At 39.9% G+C, this 26,254-nt stretch carries 26 protein-coding genes; 1 reads left to right on the forward strand and 25 read right to left on the reverse strand.

All coding sequences use genetic code 11. From position 1 onward, the window contains the following. Positions 1–71: 71 nt before the first annotated feature. The 17 genes from BIV60_RS12690 to BIV60_RS12770 form a co-directional block, all read right to left on the reverse strand. Complete coding sequence (locus BIV60_RS12690; protein ID WP_071356108.1) at positions 72–302, reverse strand: KH domain-containing protein; 231 nt, start codon at positions 300–302, stop codon at positions 72–74. Between the two features lie 10 nt (positions 303–312). Then, the gene (gene rpsP / locus BIV60_RS12695) at positions 313–585 is read right to left on the reverse strand and encodes a 30S ribosomal protein S16 (RefSeq protein ID WP_071356109.1); all 273 of its coding nucleotides are present in this window, start codon (positions 583–585) and stop codon (positions 313–315) included. Between the two features lie 88 nt (positions 586–673). Beyond that, on the reverse strand, positions 674–2,026 hold the full coding sequence (ffh, locus tag BIV60_RS12700; RefSeq protein WP_071356110.1) for a signal recognition particle protein: 1,353 nt from the start codon (positions 2,024–2,026) through the stop codon (positions 674–676). 12 nt (positions 2,027–2,038) lie between these two features. Next, a complete protein-coding gene (locus BIV60_RS12705) occupies positions 2,039–2,371 on the reverse strand; it encodes a putative DNA-binding protein (protein WP_071356111.1) in 333 nt (110 codons plus the stop codon). A 167-nt stretch (positions 2,372–2,538) separates the two neighbouring features. After that, positions 2,539–3,528, reverse strand: a complete 990-nt coding sequence (ftsY, locus tag BIV60_RS12710; RefSeq protein WP_071356112.1) for a signal recognition particle-docking protein FtsY — start codon at positions 3,526–3,528, stop codon at positions 2,539–2,541. Positions 3,529–3,545: 17 nt separating this feature from the next. Then, complete coding sequence (smc, locus tag BIV60_RS12715; protein WP_071356113.1) at positions 3,546–7,112, reverse strand: chromosome segregation protein SMC; 3,567 nt, start codon at positions 7,110–7,112, stop codon at positions 3,546–3,548. 35 nt (positions 7,113–7,147) lie between these two features. Beyond that, on the reverse strand, positions 7,148–7,891 hold the full coding sequence (gene rnc / locus BIV60_RS12720; RefSeq protein WP_071356114.1) for a ribonuclease III: 744 nt from the start codon (positions 7,889–7,891) through the stop codon (positions 7,148–7,150). A gap of 158 nt (positions 7,892–8,049) precedes the next feature. Further along, positions 8,050–8,283, reverse strand: a complete 234-nt coding sequence (gene acpP / locus BIV60_RS12725) for an acyl carrier protein (RefSeq protein WP_071356115.1) — start codon at positions 8,281–8,283, stop codon at positions 8,050–8,052. A gap of 217 nt (positions 8,284–8,500) precedes the next feature. Further along, positions 8,501–9,244 (reverse strand): 3-oxoacyl-[acyl-carrier-protein] reductase, encoded by a 744-nt coding sequence (gene fabG, locus BIV60_RS12730; protein ID WP_071356116.1) that lies wholly within the window; start codon positions 9,242–9,244, stop codon positions 8,501–8,503. Next, the gene (gene fabD / locus BIV60_RS12735; protein WP_071356117.1) at positions 9,241–10,188 is read right to left on the reverse strand and encodes an ACP S-malonyltransferase; all 948 of its coding nucleotides are present in this window, start codon (positions 10,186–10,188) and stop codon (positions 9,241–9,243) included. Before fabD ends, fabG begins: the two co-directional genes overlap by 4 nt. A 14-nt stretch (positions 10,189–10,202) precedes the next feature. Further along, on the reverse strand, positions 10,203–11,207 hold the full coding sequence (plsX, locus tag BIV60_RS12740; protein WP_071356118.1) for a phosphate acyltransferase PlsX: 1,005 nt from the start codon (positions 11,205–11,207) through the stop codon (positions 10,203–10,205). Between the two features lie 12 nt (positions 11,208–11,219). Then, positions 11,220–11,786 (reverse strand): transcription factor FapR, encoded by a 567-nt coding sequence (gene fapR, locus BIV60_RS12745; RefSeq protein WP_071356119.1) that lies wholly within the window; start codon positions 11,784–11,786, stop codon positions 11,220–11,222. Between the two features lie 131 nt (positions 11,787–11,917). After that, a complete protein-coding gene (gene recG / locus BIV60_RS12750; RefSeq protein ID WP_071356120.1) occupies positions 11,918–13,966 on the reverse strand; it encodes an ATP-dependent DNA helicase RecG in 2,049 nt (682 codons plus the stop codon). Beyond that, a complete protein-coding gene (gene sdaAA, locus BIV60_RS12755) occupies positions 13,963–14,847 on the reverse strand; it encodes an L-serine ammonia-lyase, iron-sulfur-dependent, subunit alpha (protein WP_071356121.1) in 885 nt (294 codons plus the stop codon). The genes recG and sdaAA overlap by 4 nt, the downstream gene beginning before the upstream one ends. Before the next feature lie 95 nt (positions 14,848–14,942). Continuing rightward, positions 14,943–15,605 carry an L-serine ammonia-lyase, iron-sulfur-dependent subunit beta gene (gene sdaAB / locus BIV60_RS12760; RefSeq protein WP_071356122.1) on the reverse strand — a complete coding sequence of 221 codons (663 nt, stop codon included), beginning with the start codon at positions 15,603–15,605 and terminating at the stop codon, positions 14,943–14,945. A 127-nt stretch (positions 15,606–15,732) separates the two neighbouring features. Then, a complete protein-coding gene (locus BIV60_RS12765; RefSeq protein WP_071356123.1) occupies positions 15,733–17,415 on the reverse strand; it encodes a DAK2 domain-containing protein in 1,683 nt (560 codons plus the stop codon). A 35-nt stretch (positions 17,416–17,450) separates the two neighbouring features. Further along, the gene (locus tag BIV60_RS12770; protein ID WP_026574843.1) at positions 17,451–17,813 is read right to left on the reverse strand and encodes an Asp23/Gls24 family envelope stress response protein; all 363 of its coding nucleotides are present in this window, start codon (positions 17,811–17,813) and stop codon (positions 17,451–17,453) included. 340 nt (positions 17,814–18,153) lie between these two features. Here BIV60_RS12770 and rpmB point away from each other — a divergent pair, with 340 nt between their 5' ends. Further along, entirely contained in the window at positions 18,154–18,342 is a 189-nt protein-coding gene (rpmB, locus tag BIV60_RS12775) for a 50S ribosomal protein L28 (protein WP_007087786.1), read from the forward strand. Between the two features lie 271 nt (positions 18,343–18,613). Here the strand turns inward: rpmB and spoVM are convergent, their stop codons facing one another. The 8 genes from spoVM to rsmB all read right to left on the reverse strand — a co-directional run bounded on the left by spoVM (position 18,614) and on the right by rsmB (position 26,254). Beyond that, positions 18,614–18,697, reverse strand: coding sequence for a stage V sporulation protein SpoVM (gene spoVM, locus BIV60_RS12780; RefSeq protein ID WP_035445740.1), 84 nt, complete (start codon positions 18,695–18,697; stop codon positions 18,614–18,616). 80 nt (positions 18,698–18,777) lie between these two features. Next, on the reverse strand, positions 18,778–19,425 hold the full coding sequence (locus BIV60_RS12785) for a thiamine diphosphokinase (protein ID WP_071356124.1): 648 nt from the start codon (positions 19,423–19,425) through the stop codon (positions 18,778–18,780). A 52-nt stretch (positions 19,426–19,477) separates the two neighbouring features. Then, positions 19,478–20,122 (reverse strand): ribulose-phosphate 3-epimerase, encoded by a 645-nt coding sequence (rpe, locus tag BIV60_RS12790; RefSeq protein WP_071356125.1) that lies wholly within the window; start codon positions 20,120–20,122, stop codon positions 19,478–19,480. Positions 20,123–20,125: 3 nt separating this feature from the next. Then, on the reverse strand, positions 20,126–21,007 hold the full coding sequence (gene rsgA / locus BIV60_RS12795) for a ribosome small subunit-dependent GTPase A (RefSeq protein WP_071356126.1): 882 nt from the start codon (positions 21,005–21,007) through the stop codon (positions 20,126–20,128). 74 nt (positions 21,008–21,081) lie between these two features. Next, positions 21,082–23,049 (reverse strand): Stk1 family PASTA domain-containing Ser/Thr kinase, encoded by a 1,968-nt coding sequence (gene pknB / locus BIV60_RS12800; protein WP_071356127.1) that lies wholly within the window; start codon positions 23,047–23,049, stop codon positions 21,082–21,084. Between the two features lie 6 nt (positions 23,050–23,055). Beyond that, the gene (locus BIV60_RS12805; RefSeq protein ID WP_071356128.1) at positions 23,056–23,802 is read right to left on the reverse strand and encodes a Stp1/IreP family PP2C-type Ser/Thr phosphatase; all 747 of its coding nucleotides are present in this window, start codon (positions 23,800–23,802) and stop codon (positions 23,056–23,058) included. A gap of 6 nt (positions 23,803–23,808) precedes the next feature. Next, the gene (rlmN, locus tag BIV60_RS12810; protein WP_071356129.1) at positions 23,809–24,900 is read right to left on the reverse strand and encodes a dual-specificity RNA methyltransferase RlmN; all 1,092 of its coding nucleotides are present in this window, start codon (positions 24,898–24,900) and stop codon (positions 23,809–23,811) included. A 4-nt stretch (positions 24,901–24,904) separates the two neighbouring features. Beyond that, entirely contained in the window at positions 24,905–26,254 is a 1,350-nt protein-coding gene (gene rsmB / locus BIV60_RS12815) for a 16S rRNA (cytosine(967)-C(5))-methyltransferase RsmB (RefSeq protein ID WP_071356130.1), read from the reverse strand.

Genomic DNA, 26,254 nt, shown 5'->3' on the forward strand with positions numbered 1-26,254 from the left:
ATAAGTGAGCTAAAAAAGTTTATCAAAAAAGGGAGGATGTTTATCCCTCCCTTTTATCTAGATGCAAAAAGCTATTCACCAATTTCTAGAAAAATTTTCTTCTGTTGTGATGATCCTGCTGCATAAACAACAGTTCTAATGGCCTTTGCAACGCGCCCTTGTTTTCCAATCACTTTACCAATATCAGTCTTATTAACAGATAAATGATAGGTGATTCGCTGATCCTCTTCATTTACATCGACACGGACGTCATCCGGAAAATCAACCAGGGGCTTAACAATTGTTTCGATCAATTGTTTCATTTGCTAACCCTTACTTGCTTAATTTTGCATTATGGAATTTTTCCATGATGCCTTGGTTAGAGAAAAGGTTACGAACTGTATCAGATGGTTTAGCACCATCTTGTAACCATTTAAGAGCTAATTCTTCGTTGATTTGAACTTGAGCTGGCTGTGCAACTGGATTATATGTTCCAACGATTTCAATGTAACGTCCATCACGTGGTGAACGAGAATCTGCTACTACGATACGATAGAAAGGAGTTTTCTTAGCTCCCATACGTTTTAAACGAATTTTAACTGCCATTTTAAATAAGCACCTCCGAATATGTTTCACACAAGAAATAATATTATCAGAAAGAAATTAGCTTGTAAAGGTTTTTCTCTTTACGCGTTTAGAAAGGTTTAAACGGAAATTTAAATCCGCCTTTTTTCTTGCCTTTCATTTGCATTCCTGACATTTGTTTCATCATTTTTTTCATGTCTTCAAATTGTTTCAGTAAGCGGTTTATTTCAGGGACTGTTCTTCCGCTTCCTTTGGCAATTCTTCTTTTGCGGCTCGAGTTCATAATTTCAGGATGAATTTTCTCTTCTTTTGTCATTGAGCGGATAATCGCCTCAACATGGGCAATTTGTTTTTCATCGATTTGAATATTATTCAAGCCTTTAATTTTATTTGCACCTGGCATCATTTTCAATAATTCATCAAGTGGACCCAGTTTACGAACCTGACCCAATTGCTCCAGAAAGTCATCAAGAGTGAATGATGCTGTCCGCATTTTTTGTTCAAGTTCTTTCGCCTTTTCCTCATCGACATTGGCCTGTGCTTTTTCAATAAGTGTCAGCACATCCCCCATTCCAAGAATACGCGATGCCATCCGTTCAGGATGAAACGGTTCAATGGCATCCATTTTCTCGCCTAGTCCGACGAATTTAATCGGGGTTTGGGTAACGGCACGAATTGAAAGTGCGGCACCGCCGCGGGTATCCCCATCCAGCTTGGTTAAAACAACACCAGTTAACCCTAGAGTCTCATTAAAGCTTTGGGCAACATTAACGGCATCCTGACCTGTCATCGCATCGACAACAAGGAAGATTTCATCCGGTTTTGTAAGCTCTTTAATATCCTTCAACTCGTCCATCAAGGCTTCATCAATATGGAGCCGTCCAGCTGTATCAATTAAGACATAATCATGATGCTCTTCCTTTGCCTGTGCAATGGCCTGCTTGGCAATTTCCACTGGACTTACTTGATCGCCCAGCGAGAATACCGGCATGTCTAATTGCTTACCAAGTGTTTGCAGCTGCTTGATAGCAGCTGGACGGTAAATATCGGCAGCAACTAGTAATGGCTTCCGGTTATACTTTTTCCGTAGAAGATTGGCAAGTTTACCAGTCGTGGTTGTTTTACCAGCCCCCTGCAACCCCACCATCATGATTACAGTCGGCGGACGATTAGAAACGGCAATTTTACTTTGCTCTCCACCCATTAATTCCGTTAACTCTTCATTAACGATTTTAATGATTTGCTGTCCTGGAGTTAAGCTTTTCAGTACTTCCTGCCCTACGGCACGTTCACTGACCTTTTTAACAAATTCTTTGACAACCTTGAAGTTTACGTCTGCTTCCAATAAGGCAAGACGGACTTCCCTCATCATTTCTTTTACATCCGCTTCGGAGACCTTCCCTTTGCCGCGGATTTTTTGAATGGTACTCTGCAGTCGGTCGGCTAATCCTTCAAATGCCATTCATGCCGCCTCCTAATCCAATTTCTCAAGCTCGGCTACTGCTTCTTGCATTGCCAGTTTTGAAGGGTGTTCCTCATTAAGCAATTCTCTTACACGCTTTAATAGATTGCTGCGCTCTTGAAATTTTTGAAACAGCAGCAGCTTTTCCTCATACTCCTCCAGCATTGCTTCTGTCCGTTTTATATTGTCATAAACGGCTTGCCTGCTGACATTATACTCTTCAGCAATTTCTCCAAGTGAGTAATCATCTAAATAGTAGAGAGACATATAGCTTTGCTGTTTTGGTGTTAACAGCGAATAGTAAAAATCATAAAGATAATTCATCCGCGTTGTTTTCTCAAGCATGCTAATCCCCCCTTGTTAAGTGAAAAGCCTTTACAAAAGTAGTTTACACAGTGAGACTGTCTCTGTCAAGATTATGCCTTTACAACGATAAGTATTTGATATTTTAACAGATTGGCAATTTTTATATAGGAAAAGCAGTACTTTGAAAATACTGCTTTTGTTAGAAATTATTCTTCTGTCTTTTCCACTTGATCGGCGAATAAGCCGTATACATACTGTTCTGCATTAAATTCCTGCAGATCATCCATTTTTTCACCCAGACCGACAAATTTCACCGGAATTTTCAATTCATTGCGGATCGCAAGGACAATTCCGCCCTTTGCCGTTCCATCTAATTTTGAAAGAACAATTCCGCTGACATTGGTTACTTCTTTAAAGTTTTTTGCCTGAATAAGTGCATTTTGTCCTGTAGTCGCATCAAGAACAAGAAGTACCTCGTGCGGTGCCCCAGGAATTTCTCGTTCGATTACCCGCTTGACTTTCTCCAATTCCTTCATTAAATTTACTTTATTTTGCAAGCGGCCGGCTGTATCACATAATAATATGTCTGCCTTGCGGGCCTTGGCTGCTTGAATGGCATCATACATAACCGCTGCCGGGTCAGAACCCTCAGTTTGCTTGATGACATCAACTCCTACCCTTTCACCCCATACCTCCAGCTGCTCAATCGCACCGGCGCGGAAGGTATCGCCGGCGGCCATCAGGACATTCTTCCCTTCACTCTTGAATTTATGGCCCAGCTTTCCAATTGTCGTTGTTTTTCCAACCCCGTTTACACCGACAAATAAAATAACAGTAAGCCCCTCCGGTTGAATATTTAATTGGGAAGATTGCTCTCCAACTGCATTATAAATATCCACTAATTTTTCAGAAATTACACTTTGAACTTCCTTCGGGTCTTGGATATTGCGTCGTTTTACTTCCATTTTCAGTTCATCAATTAATTCCATCACGGTTTCAAAGCCAACATCTGCCTGAATTAAGATTTCTTCCAATTCTTCAAAAAATTCCTCATCGACTTTTCGGTATCTCGCAACAAGGTCGTTTACTTTTCCGGAAAAACTATCGCGTGTTTTGGTAAGGCCTTCCTTAAACTTTTCTGTTACAGAATCTGCTTGTTTCGTAATTTTATCTTTTAATTTTTTAAAAAAGCTCATGATTTCACTTCCCTATCTTAAGATTCAACAAGCTCCTGTGTATTCTCTAACCGAACAGACACTAGCTTTGAGACACCCGATTCCTGCATCGTTACCCCGTAAAGAACATCCGCCTCCTCCATCGTCCCTTTGCGATGGGTAATGACGATAAACTGGGTTTCCGAGCTGTATCTTTTTAAATATTGACTGAAGCGGTGAACATTCGCCTCATCAAGGGCTGCCTCAACCTCATCAAGAATACAAAATGGCACCGGCCTAACCTTTAAGATTGAAAATAGCAGGGCAATGGCGGTCAGCGCCCTTTCGCCTCCGGATAACAACCCAAGGTTCTGCAATTTTTTTCCCGGCGGCTGCGCAACAATTTCAACTCCTGTATTTAATAAATCTTCAGGTTGAGTTAGCTTTAAATCGGCACGTCCACCGCCAAACAAGGTGCGAAATACCGGTCCGAAATGATTGCGAATTCCTTCAAAGGTCTGCTCAAAGCGTTTTTTCATTTCCATGTCCATTTCTTCAATTACTTGGAAAAGCGTTTCCTTTGCTTCTTGAAGATCATTTTTTTGTTCCTTTAAAAATTCATATCGCTCTGATACACGTTCATATTCATCAATTGCCCCAAGATTTACATTGCCAAGTTCATCAATGGCTAATTTAATTAATTTAACCTTTTTGCGTGCTTCCTCAATTGGAACGGTTAATGGGAATTGTTCTTTTGCTCCCTCAAAGGATAATAAATACTCTTCTCTTAGGTGGGTAAGACGGTTTTCAAGCTCAACATCCAAACGGTTAATCTTGACCTCTTCATCCTTTAACACTTCCGTCATACCACGATGAAGCCGTTTGAGCTCTTTTGCTTCGAGCTCAAGATCTTCAAGGCTCGTTTGAAGTTCTAAACGTTCTTGTCTTCTCGATGAAATAAGTTCAATCGTTTCTTGTTTGTCCTGTTGCTTCCTGACCACCTGTTCCTCTAATAGTTCTTCCCCGGAAGAACTATTTGTCATTTCTGAAGATAACAATTGCAAATCGTCCGTTAGAATTGCTAACTTTTGTTCACTTTCACCCAAATCTTCATTGGTAATGGACAATCGTTCTTTTGCATTCGTCAACTGCTCATTTTTAGAAGCAAACTCAACCTTTAATTCATTCATTTCGTTTGTTAATGTTTCTTTCGAAGATAAATCATTGGTCTTTTGTTCAGTTAACTTTGCAATAAGTTCTTCCATACCGGCAATCTTGTCTTGATAGTTTAAGAGTGCAGAGGACAATTCGCTTTTTCTCTGCGCCAATCGATCTTGCTCTTCAAGGAATTGCCCTTTTTCCAAATCATAAATGCTTAAACGCTCATTGATGTTTTTTTCCTCAAGCTCTGCACCAAGTAAATCCCCTTTTAGCGATTGCTCGTTTACCCTTAATTCCTCACCCGTCTTGCGGATATCCTCAAGAAGAATCTCATTTATTTGAACTTCTTCTTTTAACGCTTTTACCGTTTTTTCTAAAGCAGTTGTTTTTTCCTCCATTATGGCAAGCTTTGCTTTTAAAGCTTCCAGCTCACCTTTTCGTGATAAAAGCGAGGAATTTTTTTGTTTAAGGGCACCTCCGGTCATAGAACCGCCAGGATTTACAATATCCCCGTCAATTGTAACGAGGCGGCAGCGATATTGCAGGATTTTTGCCAATTCATTGGCTCCCTTTAGGTCCTTGGTTATGACTACATTACCAAGAAGATTGTTCATTACTTCCGCATATTTTTGTTCAAACTGAACCAGACCCACAGCAGTCCCAATAAAAGAAGAATGATTTTCAATAGATGACAATTGGGAAGATGACAACGGCCGTCCTTTTATGACACTAAGCGGCAAGAATGTCGCGCGTCCAAACGAATTTTGTTTTAGAAATTGAATGGCTGCCCGTGCATTTTGCTCCGTATCAACAACAATATGCTGCAAGGCACCTCCCAGGGCTGTTTCCAGTGCAGTCTCATATTCCTTTGGTACTGAAACAAGCTCGGCAACAGCGCCTTCAATTCCAGTTAATTTTTTCCCGCGCGCCTTTAAAACCTCTTTAACCCCTTGGAAAAAACCTGAAAAGTCTTCTTCCATTTCTTCAAGCATTTCTTTTCTTGATTTTGCCTGTTGGAGAATTTGATAGGCCTGGTACAAGGTTTTTTCTTGCTTTTGGTAATTGTTTTTAATTGACTCCAGCTTTTTTTGCTGGTCGCGGAATAAAACAACATGTTCTGCCAGTTTTTCCTGGATTTCTTCTAATTTGGTTTGAATCGTTAATTTCTTATCTGCCGCAAGCTTTCGTTCCTCAATAAATCTGCCATTTTCCTCATCAAGCCGTAAGCTTTTCTTTTCTTGCTGCTCAAGTTGCTGAATCGTCATCCTCAATTCATTTTTAGCCCCTGCTTGATCATTCAGAAGTTCAATATATTCACTTTTTAATGATTCAATCTTTTCATCAATGTTCTCCGTAAATAATTGGAGCTTCTCCTGCTTTTGCTTTAACTGAGACTTTAGTAATTGGGCCTGTTCACTAAAAGTCCGAACTGATTCTGTTTGAGTGTCGCGGTTTTTTTTAAGTTGTTCTACTTTCTCCGTTAATTCAGCAATATTTTTAATTAATTGTTCTTTATTCTGAGCGGCATTTTTCTTTCGTTCCTTTAAAACCTGCTTCCTGCCTTCCAATTTTTCTAACTCTTCGCTTGCATAAAGGAGAACATTTTGCAGATCGGAAATCGACTCATCGATTGCTGTAACATGGTCCCTTGTTTCGGCAATTTTTGCCTCTTTCTTTTGTAGCTCGGTCGAAAGCTTCAATTCTTCCTGTTGATGTTCCTCTAACTGCCGCTTTAGATTTTCCCACTTATGATGCAGGTCCTCAATTTCATACACCGTTAAGGCTACTTCAATTTTTTCAAGTTCTTCTTTTTTCTCCAGAAAGTCTTTTGCAATTGAGGCTTGAATTTTTAGCGGCTCCACCTGGCTTTCAAGCTCGTAGAGAATATCGGTCACACGATTTAAATTTTCCTGTGCTTCCTCAAGCTTCCCCTCTGCTTTTTTCTTACGGTTTTTATATTTTAATACTCCTGCCGCTTCTTCAAAGATTGTCCTTCGGTCCTCTGGCTTACTGTTTAAGATTTCCTCTACCTTTCCTTGGCTGATAATCGAAAAGGCTTCCCTTCCCAAACCGGAATCCATAAAAAGGTCTACGATATCCTTTAATCTGCAGGGCTGTTTATTAATGAAATAATCACTATCACCTGAACGTGTTACTCTTCTTGTTACACTTACTTCATTATAATCAATCGATAGCCCCTGGTCCTGATTATCTAAGGTGAGGGTTACTTCTGCAAAATTAAGCGGCTTTCTTGAATCACTGCCGGCAAAAATAATGTCTTCCATTTTTGCCCCTCTCAATGATTTTGCTGATTGTTCCCCAAGCACCCAGCGGATTGCATCCGTAATGTTACTTTTTCCACTGCCATTCGGTCCAACCACCGCCGTTACGCCGGGGACAAAATCCACTCCGATACGGTCAGCGAATGATTTAAATCCAATGATGTCCAACCGCCTTAAAAACACTTTGTCATCCTCCCTTAAAGCGCATTTCGATGAAATTACATGGTTGTTTTCCCTTTTAATACTTCAAGCGCCATCTGGGCTGCATGCTGTTCTGCTTCTTTTTTGGATTTACCAGTGCCCGTTCCTAATTCTTCCCCATTTAATGAGACTCTGGAAACGAACTCTTTGTTATGCGCCGGTCCAATTTCCTGCAGAACGCGATATTCAATCACGCCTGTCCCATCGCGTTGAATAAGTTCCTGAAGCTGACTTTTAAAATCCATCACATGAGAAAAAGCACCCGCATTTACTTTTGGAAAAACCACTTTTTCAAGAATCTCGATTACCGTATCAATTCCTTTATCCAAATAAAGCGCCCCAATAAAAGCTTCAAAAACATCTGCAAGTAATGCGGGACGCTCTCTACCTCCAGTCATTTCTTCACCTTTTCCCAATAAAATAAATTTGCCAAACGAAAGTTCGTTTGCAAAAGATACAAGTGATGGCTCACAAACTATTGCGGCCCGGAGTTTGGTTAATTCCCCTTCACTCATCATGGGATATTTTTTAAAAAGGAATTGTGAAACAGTGAGTTCAAGTACGGCATCTCCTAAAAATTCAAGCCTTTCGTTATCTTCATATGGCTTCCTGCGATGCTCATTCACATAGGATGAATGAGTAAAAGCTTGTTTTAATAACTTTTCATTTTCGAATTGAATACCAATAAATCTTTGAAAATCCTTGAATAGATTTTCTTTTGCGCGATTGCTTGTTTCTTTTTCCTTGCCATTTTTGCGCATGAAAGTCTCCACCTTGCAATTTATTTTCATACACCTGCTAGTAACAGTTTAAAAAAATTGCGTTAAAAACGCAAAGAAACTTGGCAGTGCTTTCGAAAACTGCCAAGTTGAAGAAAGCCCCGTTTGAAAACGGAGCCAACTTTTAAGAAATCCAACGATTATTTTTTGCTATTTATGTAATTAACAGCATCACCAACTGTGCCGATTTTTTCAGCATCATCGTCAGAAATTTCCATATCAAACTCATCTTCCAATTCCATTACTAGTTCAACTACGTCAAGGGAATCAGCGCCAAGATCTTCCTTAAAAGAAGCTTCAAGCTTAACTTGAGACTCGTCTACACCTAAACGGTCCACGATGATCTTTGTTACACGTTCTAATACCTCTGCCATGCTTGTTCACCTCCCCTCAAGCTATTATAGAGTATTTGCTTGAAATAATAAATGTCGTTTTAAAAAATTATTATGTTTTTGACTTTGATAACTGTCCAGCTCCAGCGCCTAGGGGCTCGATTCATAAGCCAATCCGTCAAGAAGGTTAAAAAAACAACCTTCCTCTCGGCTCGTCTTATGCTTGTCGCCCCTGAACAAGGCGCTTCCGCTTTTCTATTTACATTACCATTCCGCCATCGATGTGAAGCGTTTGCCCAGTCATGTAAGAACTGTCGTCTGATGCAAGGAATGCGGTAACTTTGGCGATATCTTTAGGCACTCCAAATCTGGCCAACGGAATTTGCTTAAGCATTTCGGTTTGGATGTCCTCTGTTAATTTATCCGTCATATCGGTAGTAATAAAACCCGGTGCAATCGCATTAACTGTAATATTTCTTGCCGCTAATTCTTTTGCCGTTGTTTTCGTTAAACCAATTACGCCGGCCTTTGCTGCAACATAGTTCGCTTGGCCAGGATTACCGCTGACACCAACGATGGAAGCGATATTGATAATTCTACCTGAACGCTGTTTCATCATTTGTCTCGTTACAGCTTTTGTGCAAAGGAAGACCCCTTTTAAATTAATGCTGATGACATCATCCCATTCTTCTTCTTTCATTCTCATTAATAAATTATCTTTTGTAATTCCGGCATTATTAACAAGTATATCCAGCTTTCCGAATCGCTCAATCGTCTCTTTGACCATTGCAGCTACTTCTTCAGAATTGGAAACATCACATTTTACTGTAAAAGCATCACAGCCAAGCACTTTTATTTCATCCACTACTTCATTCGCTTTTGCCTCATTTCCGGCAAAATTCACTGCCACATTTGCTCCCTGTCGCGCGAGCTCCAAAGCAATTTCACGGCCGATTCCTCTAGATGCCCCTGTTACAAGTGCTACTTTTCCTGCTAAACTCATATTTGCCCCTCCTTTAATGCTTCGATTACATCCTTGCAGCTTGCTTCATCTGATACGGAATAGGTTTTAACGGAACGATCAATTTTCTTGATTAATCCCGATAGAACCTTCCCTGGTCCGATTTCAATAAATGTATCTACACCCAGTTCAATCATTTTCTGAACGGAATCTTCCCATAAAACCGGGGAATATAGCTGTTCAATTAGTTTCTCCTTGATTTCAGCAGCCTGCTCCATTGGTTCTGCCGAAACATTTGCGATGACAGGAATCTTTGCATCCTGCATATTTAATCCATCTAAAACACCCTTTAACTCAGTTGCCGCCGGTTTCATAAGTGAAGAATGAAAAGGCCCGCTTACTTCAAGTGGAATTACGCGTTTAGCACCTGCTCCTTTTGCCTTTTCCCCCGCAAGCTCGACCCCTTTTCGTGAACCGGAGATCACAATTTGGCCAGGACAATTTAAATTAGCCAGTGATACAGGAAAACCTGAATCATCCACTTCCTTACATGCAGCTGAAAGCTTTTCACGGTCAAGACCTAATATTGCCGCCATTGTTCCCTCACCATTCGGAACAGCAACTTCCATAAACTCTCCTCTTTTTCTGACGGCATACACTCCCTCCTCAAAAGTTAGAGCACCCGAAGCAACAAGAGCCGTATACTCTCCAAGGCTGTGTCCTGCAAGATAATCAGCTTGAATCCCTGATTTTTGAAACAACGATAAAAGTGCTATGCTGGTTGTTAACAATGCCGGCTGGGCATTCACCGTTAATGTAAGTTCCTCCTGGGGTCCTTCAAAAATGATTTTACTTAAAGGGATATTCAGTTTTTCATCGGCTTTTGTAAAGTAACTCATAATTTCGGTATTTTGGTCCGCGGCTTCTTTTCCCATTCCTACTGTTTGGGAACCCTGTCCCGGAAACACAAATGCAATCTTACCCATTTTCGCACTCCTTCTTACAGTTCAATTTTAGAAACATTTGTTTCCTCTACTGCATTTTTTATCAGTCCAACGACATCATTTCCTGCCATTTCTCTCGTTTGGCGGATCGCACTAAAAATAGCCTGTGCATTTGATGACCCATGTGCTTTAATCACAGGTGCTTTTATGCCAAAAAGAGCTGCACCGCCGTATTCTGAATAATCAAGCTTAGATTTCAGTGAATACAAATTTGGTTTTAAAACAGCAGCGGCCAGTTTGCTTGTAAAGCTGCTCATTAAAGCTGTTTTTAACATTTTCATCATGGAAAGGGCAGTTCCTTCGATTGTTTTTAATACCATGTTTCCTGTAAAACCATCTGTTACAACCACATCAGCCGCGCCCTCTAGCAAGTCCCGCGCTTCAACATTGCCAATAAAATGGATGTTGGCTGTTTTTAATATTTCAAAGGTGGCTTTCGTAAGTTCATTGCCCTTCTTTTCTTCTGTACCAATATTCAACAATCCGACTCGAGGTTTTGCAATTCCTCGTACTTTTTCACTATAAATCGATCCCATGATGGCATATTGCAATAAATGTTCCGGCTTTGCATCGGCATTTGCTCCAACATCCAAAAGAAGGAAACCTTCGCCACCGATCGTTGGTAATGTCGGCGAAAGAGCTGGACGATCAATCCCTTCAATTCTGCCAACCACAAACAGTCCTGCCGCCATCAATGCACCTGTATTACCGGCAGAGATGCAGGCATCCGCATTGCCTTCAGCAACTTGCCGGGCCGCTAACACCATCGAGGCATTTTTCTTCCGGCGTACTGCCCGTACTGGTTCATCCGTCCCAAGGATAACCTCGGTTGTATGGAGGATTGAAATTCTTTCATGATTTGTTATATGTTCCTTAATTTTGCTTTCATCGCCAACAAGTGTAATATGTATATCAGAAAATTCCTGAACCGCTTTTACCGCTCCAAGAACAATTTCCTTAGGGGCATGGTCGCCGCCCATTGCATCAATGGCAAGTTTCATTTGTCTCATCCCTTAATGATTTTTCGAACGGTACATTTCAAATTCTCCGGTAAAAACTAGCTCATTATTCACATAACTATTGACTTCAACAAAGGTTCTTCCGAGGTCTGCATCAATTTTCAAAACCTTTGCCTTCGCAATAACCCGTTCATTTTGCTTAACGGAAAGTTTAAATTGAATATTTGCTTTCGCAGTTAAGGCAAGTTCATCATTGATAACCGCGACGGCCAATGAGTTTGCCTGTGCAAATAAATGATGGCCGCGGGCAATCTTATTCCGTTTAAAAACATGCTCTTGCTTCACATCCAAAATGGAAATTGCACTTCGATCTAAGTCTATATCAATAATTTCACCTATAACTTCTTCAAGTGGCAATGAGCGAACCTCATCAGAAAATCGTTTTTCCGCTACATTTTTAATTCGCTCTCTAAGTTCAGGGATTGATAACTCTAATCGATCAAGACGGATCGTTTGAATACTTACTTGAAATTTCTCCGCAAGCTCTTCATCCGTCGTGAATGGATTTTCTTTAATGGTTGTGGTTAACAATTGCTGCCGTTCTTTTTTACTTCTTCTCATGATTTTACACCGTCCGAGCTCTTATGACTAGGTACTAATAGTAGTATAAAAGTAGAAAAAGCAGATTGCAAGAAATACTTTTTACACTTGCTCTCTGCTTTTCCTATTATTATTCATAAGTTTAATTAGATTTAGTCCAATTTTTCCCCTTCTAATACACCCGTTTCCTCAAGCTGGTTTCGTAAAAATTCATACTCGGGAGAAGACCAGAACGCATTTGACTGAATTAACAGAGCCGCATCGCTTCTGGCCGTTTCAAGCGCACGATAGTCATGGACCATATCTGCCACTTTAAATTCCGGAATCCCGCTTTGTTTCTTCCCAAAGAAATCCCCTGGTCCCCGCAGTTCTAAATCTTTTTCACTAAGAACAAAGCCATCATTGGTTTCCGTCATAATTTTCATTCTTTCCTGACCAACTTCGGATTTTGGAGCAGCAAGTAAGATACAATAGGATTGATCACTGCCTCTCCCAACCCTACCTCTTAGCTGATGCAGCTGAGAGAGTCCAAATCTTTCAGCATCGTAAATCACCATCATTGTCGCATTCGGAACATTTACACCCACTTCCACCACCGTTGTGGATACAAGGATTTGAACCTCATTTGCGCTGAAAGCCTTCATAACTGTATCTTTTTCATCTGAACTTAAACGGCCATGCATAAGCCCCACCCGATAACGATTTTGAAAGTACTGCGAAAGGGTTATATGAACATCAATGGCATTTTGAACATCGAGCTTGTCCGATTCTTCAATTAATGGACAAATGACATAGGCTTGATGGCCTTTGGCCAGTTCCTTTTCAACAAAACCAAGGACACGATCAAGCATTTCCGGTTTTGCCCAATAGGTTTCAATCGTTTTTCTTCCTGCCGGCATTTCATCGATAATGGAAACATCCATTTCACCAAATACGGTAATCGCCAAAGTACGGGGGATAGGAGTTGCGGTCATAAACAGAACATCGGGATTCTCACCTTTTTCCCGTAACACCCTTCGCTGTTCAACCCCAAAGCGATGCTGCTCATCGGTAATGACAAAACCAAGTTTTTTAAAGGATACATCGTCCTGAATGAGCGCATGTGTACCAATTAAAATGTCCACTTTTCCTTCCGCCAGGTCTTGGAGGATTTCACGCCTTCGTTTTCCCTTTACGGAGCTAGTCAATAGCTCGGTGCGAAATGCAAATGGGTCTAATAAACTCTTAAGCGATTCAGCATGCTGTTCTGCTAATATTTCGGTTGGCACCATTAACGCACCTTGAAAACCCGCTGTCACACTTGCATATAAGCAGATTGCAGCTACAACTGTTTTCCCTGAACCGACATCACCTTGCAGGAGGCGGTTCATCCGAAATCCGGATTTTAAATCTGCCAATATTTCGTTCACGACTCGTTTTTGAGCATTGGTTAACGGAAAAGGTAGAGAATCTATAAAAGTTTTTAATTTTGGCAGCGAATAGTTTTGCGTTAATCCTGGTGATTGCTCTCTTTCGAATTTTCTTAATGCCTGCATTTTAAGTTGAAATAAAAGAAATTCTTCATAAACAAAACGGCGCCTTGCTTGTTTGACATCATCCGAATTAACAGGAAAATGCATGGCTCGGAGTGCATCGCGGCGGTCTAGCAGACGATATTTATTCAATAGTGAAAACGGAAGATTTTCCTCAATCATATTTCCATATTGCTGATAAGCAAGGCTAATAAATTTCCGCATTCCTTTTGTCGTCATTTTTCCTCTTAAGGCATATACAGGCTCAAAGTCATGCGCCTTGGCATTTGGCCCCGCCTGCATTTCACTAGCTGTAATCGTTTGCCGGTGTGCATCCCATTTTCCCGTTACGGTAATAGTTTCATTGGGAACTAATTTATTTTTCAGGTAGGGCTGGTTGAAAAAAACTACCTTGATTAAATATCGGTCAACAAATAGTCGAATGGTCAGTTTGGATTTTTTTTTTCCATAATAGGCAAGAGAAGGCTCACTATGAACCTTCCCTTCTACCGTTATTTTTTCGTCATGCTTTACCTCTGTTAGGTCGCGGAGGCGATAGTCTTGATAACGATAAGGAAAATACTCCAATAAATCGTAAATGGTGTAGATTTTCATTTCCGCCAAGTTCTCTGCCGTTTCTTCGCCAATTCCTTTTAAAACGGATACGGATTGGGTTAGTTCAAGATTCACTTTTCTTCCAGCGGCATACCAAAGATTTTCGCTTCCAATTTGCGTCCTGTCGGTGTTGCCGCCAAACCTCCCTGCGCAGTTTCTTTTAATGCTGTCGGCATATTCTGTCCAATTTTATACATCGCCTCGATAACTTCATCACATGGGATTCGGCTGGTAACCCCCGCTAATGCCATATCGGCCGCAACCATGGCATTCGCTGCCCCCATCGCATTTCTCTTAACACATGGTACCTCTACTAAACCGGCAACAGGATCGCATACAAGACCTAGCATATTTTTCAATGTAATCGCCATTGCATGGGCACATTGGTCTGGTGTTCCTCCTGCCATTTCTACAATCGCTGCTGCAGCCATTCCTGCAGCTGATCCTACCTCGGCCTGACACCCCCCGGCAGCACCGGAAATCGAAGCATTATTTGCGACCACAAATCCAAAAGCACCTGCTGTAAATAAAAATGATACCATTTGCTCTCTAGTCGGATTCAATTTACTTTTTAAAGCGAATAGTGTACCCGGAACTACTCCTGCAGACCCTGCTGTAGGCGTCGCACAAATTGTCCCCATCGCCGCGTTCACTTCATTTGTGGCAACCGCTTTACTTACGGCATCAAGTACGGTTTCTCCTGTTAAAAAATTTCCTTTTTTAATATACTCTTGAAGAAGCACTGCATCCCCGCCGGTTAAACCAGAGTGGGATTTTACACCTTTGATTCCACGTTCAACCGCTTCCTCCATGACCCGCAAATTACGGTCCATAAAAGCAATGACTTCTTCTCTGGACCGGCCGGTTACTGTGACTTCTTGTTCAATCATGATATCTGAGATTTTTTTATTTTGGCTATTTGCAAGCTCCACAAGTTCAGCTACATTTCGAAACACAGGTTTTCCTCCTCTAGGATACTGCTATTGTCCAGCTCCAGCGCCTAAGGACTCTTGGTTTAAGCCCCCATACCAAGGCGTTTCCGTTTTTTCTTTTAATCAACGATTTTTGTTACTTTCAGTATATTCGGAAGCTGTTCTAATTCGTCAATGAGTTTATCATCAATATTTTGGTCTACTTCAATCGTCATTAGGGCTAATTTTCCAACCTCTTTTCGCGAAACCTCCATATGACCGATATTGATTTGGTATTTGGCAAGAGTGTTCGCAACGCTTGCAATCGTACCAAATTTATCATTATGAACCACTAAAATGGCCGGATGATTGCCCGATAGCTTAAGTTCAAATCCATTAAGCTCGGTGATTTCAATTTTCCCGCCGCCGATGGAAATCCCAACAAGTTCCAGCTCCCCATTATGATCACCTAAAATGATCCTTGCAGTGTTTGGATGATCTGTTACGGCGTCTTCCTCTATAAAGCGAAGCTTAATTCCTTTTTCCTTTGCAATATCCATGGCATTAATAATCCTGACATCATCGGTATCAAAATCTAATAGTCCGCCAACAATGGCAACATCTGTCCCATGCCCCTTATAGGTTTTCGCAAAAGAACCATATAAAGAAATATTCGCCCATTTCGGCTCTCTTCCGAACAAGCTCCTTGCTACCCTGCCGATGCGCGCCGCTCCAGCTGTATGCGAACTTGATGGTCCAATCATTACAGGTCCAATAATGTCAAAGACGCTTCTATATTTCAAATGAGTTCTCTCCCCTATTATTAATCTATCTATTCAATTAAAATTATTTTAAAAAACTTTAAAGAGAGGTAAGAACCTTCCGTGAATATAAAAAGAAGGGGCCCCCCCCTTCTATTGTATCTGTTCCTTATTCAATTGAAAAGATAAAAGAATATAATGGCTGAGCACCATTGTGGATCTCAATTTCAACCTCTCTATACTTCTCTTCCACAAATTCTACCAGCGCATCAACTTCCTCTTTTGATACATCTTTACCATAAAGAATCGTTAGAATTTCAGAATCTTCATCAAGCATTTTCAAAAGAAGCTCTTCCGCTGCTTTCACCTTTTCTTGGTTTTTCACAATAATTTTGCCTTCGGCGATTCCCATGAAATCACCTTTTTCAATTTCCAAGCCATCAATCTGAGTATCGCGGACCGCAAAGGTGATTTGGCCTGTTTTTACATGCTGCATGGCTTCCGTCATTGCTGCTTCATTTGTCTTTACATTTGCTGATGAATTGAAAGCCAATAATGCTGATAATCCTTGAGGTACCGTTTTGGAAGGAATCACATAAATGTCTTCCTCGGTAACATCTGCAGCCTGTTGTGCCGCCATAATAATATTTTTATTATTAGGTAAAATAAAAACTTGTTTCGCATTTACTTGCTTAACAGCTTTCACAATATCCTCGGTACTTGGGTTCATTGTTTGGCCGCCCTCAATCACAGCATTTGCTCCAATACTTTTGAATAATTGTGCAATACCTGAGCCCATTGAAACGGTAACAATCCCATATTCTGCTTTTTCTTTCTGTGGAGTTTGTTTATCCGAGACGAGGGGTGTATGTGTTTCACCAACAATATTGGAATGCTGCTGGCGCATGTTTTCAATTTTCATATTAATGAGACTTCCATAACGCTGTCCATAGGTCAAAACTTCTCCTGGCAGCTCTGAGTGGATATGCACTTTCACCAGTTCTTCATCAGCTATAACGAGTAATGAGTCTCCCAGTTTACTCAAATCATTACGAAATACTTCTTCTTTAAAAGGATTTTTCGCCACTTTTTCACTTTCAAATTTCACCATAAATTCGGTGCAGTATCCAAATACGATATCCTCCGTATTAATATGACTTTGCACACTTTTATGATGTTCCGCACTGACCATTTCTTCCAGAGTAGGCAGGGCAGCAGGTGAATCCGGGAGCTTTTCCCCTTTTAATTCTGCTAAAAAGCCTTCATAAACGAATACAAGACCTTGACCGCCGCTATCCACTACTCCAACTTCTTTCAAAACAGGAAGTAAATCAGGTGTCCGCTTTAAAGAAGCTTTTGCTTCCTTTAATACTTCCTCCATTATTTTAACAACATCATCCGTGTTTTGCGCAGCCTGGATTCCCTTTTTTGCTGAATCCTTGGCAACTGTAAGAATCGTTCCTTCAACAGGTTTCATGACTGCTTTATAAGCTGTTTCTACTCCCGATTCCAAAGCTTGAGCAAAATCCTTGCCGGAAATGACAGATTTATTTTCAACCGCCTTGGCAAAACCACGGAATAATTGAGAAAGAATAACCCCCGAGTTCCCGCGGGCACCCATTAATAACCCCTTGGAAAGGGCTACTCCCACTTTCCCTATATGTTCTTGAACATTGTTTTTAACTTCCTTTGCCCCCGAAGTCATGGATAGGTTCATATTTGTACCGGTATCACCATCGGGCACGGGGAAAACGTTTAACGCATCTACCATTTTTGCATTTGCAGCAAGATGATTTGCACCTTGAATCACCATTTCCGCAAAACGTTTTCCATCTAAAGCTGTTATTGACACAAACCTTCCTCCTTACTGAGGTTCGTACTACGAACTTATGGGTTCGTCACTCGAACTCCCTGAACGTAAATATTTACCGAGTCAACGGCAAGTCCAACAGTTTTATCGAGGGTGTATTTTACCTTTGATTGCACGTTGTGGGCAACCTCGGATATTTTCGTTCCATAACTGACGATTATATACATATCAATATGTACTTCCTCATTATCTTGGCGAACAATAACTCCACGTGTAAAATTTTCTTTTCTTAATATTTCTGTAAGACCGTCTTTAATTTGATTTTTTGATGCCATACCGACGATTCCATAACAATCGATTGCTGCTCCTCCAGCGATGGTAGCGATTACTTCATTTGAAATATCAATTTGTCCGAACTTTGTTTTTAATTCAATGGACATGAATCGTTCCCCCTTTTGGAAATTGCTCCTTGACTTACAGTCATTTTACTATAGACATTAGAATAATAAAAGTCATTGTTATTATTCTGAGCTTTTTCGCATTAGGTTTTATTTCATTCGCTATGAGATTTGTCCACTAAAGCGCCAACCGCTTTTCTGTTGTCAAGGAATTTTTCTTGAAACCTTTCTTAACAAGTATTGCAATCATACAGGTTGTATGATAAATTATTAAGGTATCTTTAGACTAGAAAATATGGCACGGCCATTTTTCTATATCCAGATGAAAGCATCTGAAAATGTAAATGCTATATAGCTTTTGGTGTTAAGGAGGGAAATCATTATGCCACGTAAATGTGTAGTAACTGGAAAGAAAACAACAACTGGTAACGCACGTTCTCACGCTATGAACGCAAACAAGCGTACATGGGGTGCTAACCTACAAAAAGTACGTATTCTTGTTGACGGAAAGCCAAAGCGTGTTTGGGTTTCTGCAAGAGCGTTAAGATCTGGTAAAGTAGAGCGCGTTTAATAAAGAAATGTGGGGCATCCAATTAGGATGCCCTTTTCTTTTGCAATTATTTTTTTATCAAAGGCTATTTTCGCATAGATTGTTGTTTTTCGTATAAGTTCATCAACACGTATAACTAAATGCTTCGTGGCATCTTTTCGTAAGAACATTTGCGAAAATTGCCTAGAAACTTAAGTATTTGATCCTTATTAAGGTCCAAAGCAACAAAGTTTACGAAAAGAGCCTTATCAAACAAAAAGCACCCGGATAACGGGCGCTCAACTCAATATATCTATTCGTTTTTCTTAAAAGCCCCAATCATCGCTCGGACAAGTCCGCCTAAAAATTTCGGCAGTTTAATCGTATAAAATTTCATACTGTCCCTCCTCAACGTCATCCACATCTCTTTTTCAAAGCCCTTACCATATTATTCAATCAAATGAAATCAGTACCATATTAATCATGACTTCTTATCACTATTAATATGCCTTCAGAAAATGAAAAAGTACCATGATCACTAATAAGTTCATTACTAATACATAGTGTGGAGCCGAGGGAAATATGCTGATTTTTTAATGGATATTTAAAGCCTTCAAGTGTAAGATTCTCAACATTGGGGGTAACGGGTATAAAAGAAATGTATTTTTTATCTGATTTTTTTTCTATTTTATAGCTTCCCGGTTCCTTTACCCAAACCTCATTAGAGCGATCTATAATATGGATGGACAATTGATTTTGCTTTAACAATGAATGAATTAATAATTGAACATTGGCAAATAGATGATCGAGTCTGCCTCCGGTTGCTCCAAATAGACGGATTTTATCGGGATTTTGATTTATAGCCCAGTCCAAGGCCAACTCCATATCCGTTTCATTTTTTTCAGGCTCGAATCGATTCAGTTTATTAACTTTCCCTTCAATGAAATCAAGTTCCCCAGGTGTAACCGAATCAAAATCTCCAAAAGCAATTTCGGGTGTAATATTTCGTTTCAAAAGTTGATAAACCCCACGATCCACACCTACCCATATTACATTTTCATCTGAATAAAGATCTAAATCAGGCAGATCCTCTTCAGGCCCACCAGCCAAGATGTTAATAATCATGTAAGCCCTACTTTCCATAGTGAAAAAGCCAGCTTTCGCCGGCTTTTTCAGATTATCCTCGAATCATAGATATTGCTTTTGCATAATCACTTTGATTATATACAGCCGAACCTGCCACAAGCACATTTGCTCCTGCTTCAATACAAAGTTTGGCCGTTTCAGGATTTACTCCACCGTCAATTTCAATTTCTAGGTCAAGTCTCTTTTGTTCAGCAAGTTCTTTTACCTTTTTAATTTTAGGCAAAACTTCAGGTATAAATTTTTGTCCCCCAAATCCCGGGTTAACGGACATTAATAATACCATTTCAACATCTGCGATAATATGCTGAATTGTCTCCACTGGTGTCGCTGGATTTAAAACTACCCCCGCTTTTACACCCAAAGATTTAATATAATGGATGGTCCGATGGAGATGGCGGCATGCTTCAACATGGACGGTGATAATGTCCGCTCCCGCTTTTACAAAAGCTTCAATATATTGGTCGGGATTTTCAATCATCAAATGAACATCAAGCGGAAGCTTCGTGACAGGACGAATCGCATCTACGATTAAAGGACCAATCGTAATATTCGGCACGAAATGACCATCCATAACATCTACATGTATATAATCTGCTCCTGCTTGTTCTACCGCTAAAATTTCTTCCCCCAATTTTGAAAAATCTGCTGAAAGGATTGAAGGTGCAATTTTTACCATGGTTTAATACCTCGGCTTTCTCTCTTTAATTTCCTTTAAAAAATCCAAATAGTGCTCATAACGATAGGATGGAATCGCGCCTAATTCCACTCCTGCTTTTACCCCGCATTTTGGCTCACTCACATGAAGGCAGCCGCGAAATTTACAATTTTCACTCGCCTTTTCGATTTCCGGAAAACAAAAGGTTAAATCTTCGGCCTCAATATTGATGAACTCCAACGAACTAAATCCAGGTGTATCAGCAATTAGACCATTACCAATTTTGATCAACTCAACATGTCTCGTTGTATGCTTGCCCCGGCCAAGATGGGTTGATATATCATTGGTTTTCAATTCAAGATCAGGTCGCAGGACATTTAATAATGATGATTTGCCCACACCCGATTGACCTGCAAAAACGGATATTTTATTCTCGACATGAGGATTGAGACGTTCAATTCCTGTCTCAGTTTCCGAAGAAGTAAGGATTACCTCGTATCCGGCTTTTCGATATTGTTCCGCATATTCTGATATGGTTTGTAATTCTTCCTCGGTCGTAAGGTCCATTTTTGTAATACAAATAAGCGGCTTAATATGATTAAATTCTACCAAGACCAGAAAACGGTCTAATAAAACCGTGCTAAAGTCCGGTTCAACCGCTGAAAAAACGAGAATAGCCTGGTCAACATTTGCAATGGGCGGACGAATTAACTCGTTTTTTCTTAGTTTTACTTCGAGAATATATCCTTCTTGATCATTTTCTGCTTGGAAGATGACTTCATCTCCAACCAGAGGGGTAATCTTATTTTTTCGAAAAATCCCTCTTCCGCGGCATTGGATTAATTCGTCATTATGAAGGACATAATAAAAGCCACTTAATGCTTTGACAATTTTACCTTCTGGCATAGCAACACTCCCTGCCTCTTACATGTCTTTACTACTTTAATAAATAGTTTGGATTCTTTCATGCTTTTCGGCTATTATTCCTCATCTGAGTATTTCTTATTTTCATCAATGATGACTTCATTATCCCTGATTACCTTATATCCCGCTTTTTTCCCATAAGGAATTTTTAATTCAATTATTTTTTTTGTGTCCGCTGTGATCGCAAAACTTTCAGCCGGTTCTGTCATACTATGATTCATATCTTCAATAAAAATTCGAATCTCTTGTGGTGTTCCCGGTGTTACAGGCTGGTAAGGGATATTCAATTCGATTGAAACATTTTTAGGCGGTTTTTCCTCTTTTCCTTTCGAAATAACGACAGAAATATTGTAACCTTTTTTTAATTGTGCTCCTGGTTCAGGTGATTGGGAAATTACCATACCTTCCGGAATTTTATCATCATATTTTTCTTCAGATGTATCAATAGTCAGTCCGGTTTCATCGGCATAATCCTGTGCCGCTTTTTTTGTATATTGTCTCAAGTCTTTTAATGCAAAGGTTTCCGGTCCCTTGCTTACCTCAAACTTAAGAACTGTATCCTCCGGAACGATGTTTTCTCCGCTAACCGGATTTTGACTAATAATGGTCCCTGGATCACTGTCGTCATATACTTCAGTTTTAATGATATCTTTAAAGTTTTTTCTTTCTAACAATTGAACGACATCATTATATTGCCGTTGCGTATAATCTGACAGTAGGTATTTTTCTTTCCCTGAACTAATATAAAGCGTAATTTTTTGATTTTCTTTTACCGTTTCCCCGGCTTTAGGGTCCGTCTTAATCACATGTCCTTCCACAACTGTTTCATCGGTTATTTCGATTTTATCACCAGCTTGAAGCCCTTCTAACTTAAGCTTTGAAACTGCATCGTTAACATTCATTCCACTAACATCCGGAATTTTTATATCTTTTGAAGATAATAGGCCGGGTAAATATAAAAAAGAAAAAAGTCCGAGAAGTGCAAGAATGATAAAAGTGGAAATCAAAACAATCGGCCATTTTTTACGTTTCTTTTTATTATTTCCATTTTTCACTTGTTCGTGATGTTTAATGTTGTTTTTATCAGTATTATGAACCAATGTTTCATCGTGGTTTGGATATGGCCGATCATTCGTGATAACCGGGATTGCTTTCGTTGCTTCATTATCAACAGGAATCTCAAACTTCCGCTCATGCATTCTTTCCGGATTAAGGGCTGTTCTTAAATCCTCCTCCATTTCATCCACACTATTATAGCGAAGGAATGGATCCTTTGCGGTTGCTTTTAAAACAATATTTTCAACACTTTGCGGAATGTTTGGATTCCATCTTCTTAGTGAAGGTGTTTCCGATTGAAGATGTTTTAAAGCGATCGAAACAGCTGACTCACCCGAAAAGGGCAGTCTGCCTGTTAATAATTCAAACATCACAATACCCAGTGAATAAATATCGGATTTTCGGTTCGCCATACCTCCTCTTGCCTGTTCTGGTGATAAATAATGAACAGAACCCAAAACGGAGTTAGTTTGCGTGATACTTGTAGCACTTAAGGCCATCGCAATCCCAAAATCGGTTATTTTCACATTCCCACTTCGATCAATCAAAATATTATGTGGTTTAATATCCCGGTGAATAATATGATTTTGGTGGGCATCAGTAATGGCAGATGTCAATTGTTTCATGATATCTATTGCCTCTTCAACAGGAAGCGGTGAACGCCCCTGTATGTATTGCTTTAATGTTTGACCATCGACATATTCCATAACAATATAATAAATAGAATCTTCTTCACCTACATCGTAAATACTAACAATATTGGGATGGACCAGACTAGTTGCGGATTGGGCTTCTCGATGAAAGCGGCGAATGAATTCCTCGTCATTGGCGAAATCAAGGCGCAGGATTTTGACCGCAACATCACGATCTAAAATCATATCATGCGCTAAATAAACATTTGCCATGCCACCTCCGCCAATCATTTCAAGGATTTTATAGCGTCCGCTTATTCTTTTCCCAATAATCATTTATTTTCACCCTCTTTCATCGTCATCAAACGCTAATATGATCAGGGTGATATTATCTTCGCCGCCATTATCATTGGCTATTTTAATAAGTGTTTCTGCTTTCTTTTCAAGGATATCTCCGTTTTGGAGAATTTGAACCATTTCTTGTTCTTTAACCTTATTTGACAGGCCGTCGGAACATAAAAGAAGAAAATCTCCTTCCTCAAACATTATGGTTTTGATATCAATTTTTATCTCCTGTTCAGTACCTAAAGCCCTAAGGATAACATTTTTTCTCGGGTGATGTTCCGCATCCTCTTTTGAAATCTGTCCAGATCGAACCAACTCGTTCACAAGGGTGTGATCATCTGTTAATTGCTGAAATCCGCTTTCATTTAAAATATAGGAGCGGCTGTCACCAACATGAGCAACAGTGGTAAATCTGTCTGTTACAATAATGGCCTCAATGGTTGTTCCCATTCCTTCACATTCAGGATTATTTTTTGAATGCTCAAACAACAGCTTATTTACTTGATTGATATTCGTTTTAAGCCACTCTTCCGCCGAATCGGCTGTTAGCAACCCCTCTGATTGGTCCCATAAATCCTTTAAGTGTGCGACAGTCATTTCACTGGCAATGTCGCCCGCCAAGTGGCCCCCCATGCCATCAGCTACAATCGCAAGAAAGTGTCCATCCTTATTTTGGAAAATCCCGCCATTATCTTCATTATTTTGTCGTACTTTTCCTTGATCCGTTTTAAAAACAGCTTTCACTTATCTTCACCTCGTCTCCTCTTTACGCTCCTTTGCACGAAGTTGTCCACATGCAGCATCAATATCATGGCCGTGCTCCCGGCGAATTGTTACATTTATTCCATGCTTTTTAAGCGTTTTTTCAAAAGCAAAAATTTGATTTCTTGGGGTACGGACATAATCCCTTTCCGGAACATAGTTAACCGGGATAAGATTCACATGGCATTTTACCCCTTTTAACAAGGAAGCAAGCTCCTCAGCATGTTCTACCGAATCATTCACATTGCCAAAAAGTCCGTATTCAAAACTAATCCGTCTTCCGGTCTTATCGATATAATATCGTACTGCTTTCATTAAGTCATCAAGTTTATAAGCTTTATTGATTGGCATTAATTTTGACCTTAATTCGGTATTTGGAGCATGGAGAGAAATAGCAAAATTAATTTGCATATCTTCATCAGCAAATTGGTAAATTTTCGGAATGATCCCGCTAGTAGAAACAGTGATGTGACGTGCACCAATATTCAAGCCTTTATCGTGATTAATGATTTTAAGGAAAGAAAGCATATTGTCATAGTTGTCAAACGGTTCTCCAATCCCCATGATGACAACTGAGCTTACTCTTTCATCTGTTTCATCAAGTGCCTGCTGTACATTGACAACCTGGGCAACGATTTCTCCTGCTTCTAAATGCCTTTTTAATCCACCCAATGTTGATGCACAGAAGGTACAGCCGATTCGGCATCCTACTTGTGTGGTCACACAAACCGAGTTCCCATACTCATGCCGCATGAGTACTGTTTCTATGGAATAGCCATCATGCAACTCAAATAAAAATTTTATCGTGCCATCCGACGATGTTTGTTGAATGACAGTTTTTAAAGTAGTGACAACAAAATGCTTGTCGAGTTTTTCCCGCAGCTCTTTTGATAAATTATTCATCTCTTCAAAGGAAGAAATTCTTTTCTTATACAACCAATCAAAAATTTGTTCGGCGCGAAATGGCTTTTCTCCGTTTTCTGACAGCCAGTCCTTTAATTCATGAAGCTGCAAAGAATAAATGGATGGTTTTTTATTTTCTAATGTCGTTTTACTCTCTGTTGTATTTAATTGTTCCAACTTGTTACCCCTTCTTTCTTAATGCTGCAATATAAAAGCCATCCGAGCCGAAATCCTGAGGGAAAATTTGCAAATCAAAACCGGTAATCAAAGATTGAATGGCTTCCGGCATACGGTCTTTTAAGGTTAAATCCCCTTCAAATTCAGGATGATCCAGTAAAAATGCTTTTATCGTTTTTTCATTTTCTTCTTTATCAACGGTACATGTACTGTAGACAAGTATTCCACCTTGTTTCACTAAAGGGGAAACGGCTTTTAGTAATTTTTCTTGAATGGCACTTAACTGTAAGATATCTTCTTCTTTTTTTGTATATTTCATATCGGGTTTTCTTCTGATTACCCCTAAACCTGAGCATGGTGCATCGAGCAAAACCCTGTCAAAGGATTCTTCAGGATATTGATCTCCAACTTTCCTTGAATCCATTACGATTGTTTTAATATTACCTAAACGTAAACGCTTAGCGTTATCTTGAATTAATTTTACCTTATGTTCATGCAAATCAATTGAATATACGACACCTGTATTGTGCATTTTTTCGGCGATATGTGTACTTTTTCCACCGGGTGCTGCACAGGCATCCAATATTTTTTCATTCACTTGGGCGCCCAAGGCATAAGCTGCAAGCATCGAGCTTTCGTCTTGTATCGTGAGGTACCCTTTCTTAAAGGCATTCGATGCGGCTAAATTTCCCTTTAATGACCGAATTGCTTCCGGGATGATTAGGCTCTTTTCGATTAGGAATCCTTCCTCATCAAGCTCCTCGATACATTCTCTAATTGTGGTTTTCTCCAGATTGATTCTAGCCGTTTGTAATGGCGCCAGAACATTCATTTCACACATTTCTTTCGTCTTTTCATAGCCAAATTGTTCTACCCATCTCGCAATAAGCCATTCAGGATGACTTGTTGCGATGGAAACCCGCTGAATTGGATCGTTAATCTCGTCTAGGGACGGAATCCCTTCGCGCTGAATGCTCCTTAGAACACCATTGACCAAGCCGGCAATCCCTTTATGGCCCCGCCTTTTCGCAATTTCAACTGCTTCATGAATCGCTGCCCGGTCCGGGATTTTATCTAGATAGACCATTTGATATAGCGTTAGTCTTAGGAGATGAGGAACCCAAAATTCCAATTTCTTGCTATTATTTATAAAAGGTTTTAAAAAGAAATCCAGCGCCATTCTCCTTTGAAGCGTTCCATAGGTCAGTTCCGTCAGTAATCCTACATCAATAGGAGGGATTTGGTTTTTCTCAATCGTACTGTTTAATAGCAAGTTGCTGTAAGATTGATTTTTTTCAATCGCTGCCAATAAATCCAGTGCAGCTTCACGTACATTTTTTCTTTTTGTTGTCAT

Origin of the sequence: Bacillus sp. MUM 116 (assembly GCF_001866655.1) — a bacterium.
Taxonomy (GTDB): Bacteria; Bacillota; Bacilli; order Bacillales; family Cytobacillaceae; genus Neobacillus.